Raw genomic sequence first — 3679 nt, 5'->3', positions numbered from 1 at the left:
GCAATGCCAGGGGGATTGATCTGCGGAGAAATTTCCCTACAAATTATTATCAGCGCAAAAAAATCAATCAGGAACCTGCCAGTGAAAATGAGACTAGGGCGCTGATCAATATTTTTCAGGAATATTCAAGTGAAGGACTTCTTACCTTCAGTTATTCAAGAGGAAAGATCATTTACTGCAGACAGGAGAAAGGATTTGCCTATAATCAAAGAAATTATCGGCTTGCAAGGCATTTGCAGAAATGTTCAGGATACCGTCTGGAAAAAGGAATCGCCGGAGGTGCAATGACGAGAAAAACAGGGACAAAACCAGATATGGGATCACCGGAACAATTTTATGCGGAAGTGATCCGGCAGCCTTCTATGGCGATTGAAATCCCAGATTACCGTAAGGGAGAAATAGAGGAATTAAGAATGATTCCGTTGGAATATATTTATTCGTTAAACAGTGGTGCGTTTGTAAAATAGCGTTTGACATAAGAGGACAAATTTTGTATGATAAAAAGGACGCCCTGAAGATTACTTTTTATAGAAAGATGAGGAATCAAGAGTGAACAATAATACACAGGAAAGTAAAGTACAATTAGAATATATCAATAAATGCACAGAGATCGTTAAAGAAAAATATGAGAAAGAGCCAGCTTTCTTTATTCAGAATGCTGGATGTCAGATGAATTCCCTGCAGACAGAGACAGTAGCCGGAATCGTAAAACGAATGGGCTATAAAGAAGTATTTAAGGAAGAAGAAGCAGATGTTGTTATCTATAATACCTGCACAGTCCGTGAGAATGCGAACCTGAAGATTTATGGACATCTTGGACATTTAAAGAGCATTAAGAAAAAGAAACCGGAGATGAAGATCGTATTATTTGGATGCATGATGCAGGAACCGGAAGTTATCGAGAAGATTCACAAGGATTATTCTTTTGTAGATCTGGTTTTCGGTACTCACAATTTCCATAAATTTCCGGAACTTTTTTACAGAAGCTTAAACACAGAAGGACAGATCATTGATGTCTGGAAAGAGTCTGATGAGATCGTAGAGGGAATGCCTGCTGATCGTAAATATTCCTTTAAAACAGGTGTAAATATTATGTTTGGCTGCAATAATTTCTGCAGCTATTGCATCGTGCCGTATGTAAGAGGAAGAGAGAAGAGCCGCGAGCCGGAGGCAATCGTGGAAGAAATCAAAGCACTGGTTGCAGATGGTGTGACAGAAGTAATGCTTCTGGGACAGAATGTTAACTCTTATGGTAAGACGCTGGAGCATCCGGTTACTTTTGCGCAGCTTCTGAAGCTGGTAGAGGCGATTGAGGGATTAAAGAGAATCCGTTTCATGACTTCTCATCCGAAGGATCTTTCTGATGAATTGATCCAGACAATGGCTGAGAGCAAGAAAGTGTGCCACCACCTTCACCTGCCGATGCAGTCTGGAAGCAGCCGTATCTTAAAGATTATGAACCGCCGTTATGACAAAGAGAAATATCTGGAACTTGTAAGCAAAATCCGCAAAGCAGTGCCGGACATTTCCCTGACTACAGATATCATCGTAGGATTCCCGGGAGAAACAGAGGAAGATTTCCAGGATACGTTGGATGTGGTTGAGAAATGCGATTTCGATTCTGCATTCACATTCATCTACTCTAAGAGAAGCGGAACACCTGCGGCAAAAATGGAGAATCAGGTACCTGAAGATGTAGTAAAAGATCGTTTTGACCGTCTCCTTGCACTGGTGCAGGAGAAAGGCCGTAAGGCTTCTTCTCGTTTTGAGGGAACCGTGCAGGAGATTCTTGTAGAAGAAGAGAGCAAAGAAAAAGGGATCTTTACAGGAAGAACAGAATACAATCTTCTCGTTCATTTCCCGGGATGTCAGGATCTGATCGGTAAATATGTGAAAGTAAAACTGGACACCTGCAAGGGATTCTACTATTTCGGAACACTTGTAGACTGATTCCGGCAGAAAAACAGGACTATAGAGGGTGGAAGATAAAGTGAAACAAAATAAATACGAAATAGATATGTGCAACGGAACCATCATGGACAAGCTGATTTCGTTTTCATTGCCTTTAATGCTGTCGGGTATTTTACAGCTGATGTTCAATGCTGTAGATATCGTGGTGGTTGGACGATTCAGTGGAAGTCAGGCACTTGCAGCGGTAGGTTCTACCACTGCACTGATTAATGTGTTTACTAACCTGTTTATCGGAATCTCGCTTGGTGCGAATGTACTTGCTGCCCGTTTTTTTGCAGCCGGTAAAAGCAAAGAGATGTCGGATACGGTTCATACTTCGGTAACTCTGGCGTTGATCAGTGGTGTGGTTATGGCATTTGTTGGACTGATTTTTTCCCGGGGTGCGTTGGAATTAATGGGGACACCTGCGGATGTAATCGGACAGTCAGCTCTGTACATGAAAATTTATTTTCTTGGTATGCCGTTTTTTATGTTATATAATTATGGAGCAGCAATTTTAAGAGCGGTAGGCGATACGAAAAGGCCATTGATTTTCTTAGTTGTTTCAGGAGTTGTGAATGCCATATTAAACATGATACTTGTGATTATATTTCATCTGGATGTGGCAGGAGTTGCCATTGCTACAGTAATTTCCCAGATGATTTCCTGTATTCTGGTAATCAGATGTTTATGTAATTCGCAGACCAGTTACCAGCTGTATTTTTCGAAACTCAGGATTAATAAGGATTATCTGAAACAGATTTTCCAGGTGGGAATTCCAGCGGGAATCCAGAGCACAGTCATTAATTTTTCCAATGCATTATTGCAGTCTTCTGTAAATTCTTTTGGATCGATTGCCATGGCGGGATATACAGCAGCCAATAATATTTTTGGATTTCTGTATGTAGCTGTGAACTCTGTTACACAGGCATGTATGAGTTTTACCAGTCAGAATTATGGTGTGCGTAAGTTTAAGCGTATGGATAAAGTTCTGATTGACTGCATCATTATTTCCATGGTTACGGCACTTACACTTGGATGCAGTGCCTATTTCTTCGGACCGGAACTTCTTAAGATTTACACCAAGGACACAGATGTAATCCGATGTGGAATGGAAATTCTTTCCTATACCACAGTACCGTATTTCCTTTGCGGAATCATGGATCTGTTTCCGGGAGCTTTACGTGGAATGGGACATTCCGGTGTTCCAATGATCTTGTCTGTAATCGGAACAGTTGGAACCAGAATTGTGTGGATTTTTGGAATCTTTCCACATCACAGATCACTGGCAATTCTGTTTATTTCCTATCCGGTATCCTGGATATTGACGATCATTATGCAGGTGATTTGCTTCTATTTTGTAAGAAGAAAAGTACATAGAGGATAGTAATAAGAGCTTTTGCAGAAAATACTGTTGTCAACATAGGCTGGACGGCGTTTCTGTGAAGGCTCTTTTTATAGTTATAAAAGAATCAGAGTTTTATCTGCGGAATATTGCGGTTTGCGCCATTTTCAGCAATATGCTTCGAGATGTATGGGATTTATAAAAATATAGTATTGACAAATACCCCATTGGGGTATATAGTAATCATTGTAATGATACCCAGATAGGGTATTTGAAAAGGACAGAGAATAGAATGGAAAAATATATTAGCTAATCCGATATGAATGAGTTGCGAAATATCTATTTACTTTGAATGACCGCGCGTCGCATTCTCGTTACTTCAGT

The 3679-nt window shown here is 40.4% G+C and carries 2 protein-coding genes and 1 pseudogene; all 3 read left to right on the top strand.

Features of this window, described 5'->3' with window-relative positions; genetic code table 11:
• Positions 1-467 (top strand): annotated as a pseudogene (locus AC058W_RS11835) (M14 family zinc carboxypeptidase); the annotation flags it as partial.
• Between the two features lie 82 nt (positions 468-549).
• The gene (miaB, locus tag AC058W_RS11830; RefSeq protein WP_479390106.1) at positions 550-1950 is read left to right on the top strand and encodes a tRNA (N6-isopentenyl adenosine(37)-C2)-methylthiotransferase MiaB; all 1401 of its coding nucleotides are present in this window, start codon (positions 550-552) and stop codon (positions 1948-1950) included.
• A gap of 67 nt (positions 1951-2017) precedes the next feature.
• Complete coding sequence (locus AC058W_RS11825) at positions 2018-3337, top strand: MATE family efflux transporter (protein ID WP_479390107.1); 1320 nt, start codon at positions 2018-2020, stop codon at positions 3335-3337.
• The last annotated feature ends 342 nt before the right edge of the window (positions 3338-3679 follow it).

This window comes from Blautia sp. CGZ-1-C1, from assembly GCF_056504575.1.
This window is presented reverse-complemented; position numbering and strand designations above follow the sequence as displayed.

Coding starts and splice junctions, on each gene's coding strand:
- AC058W_RS11825 (WP_479390107.1), top strand. CDS start 2,018: ATGTGCAACGGAACCATCATGGACAAGCTGATTTCGTTTTCATTGCCT.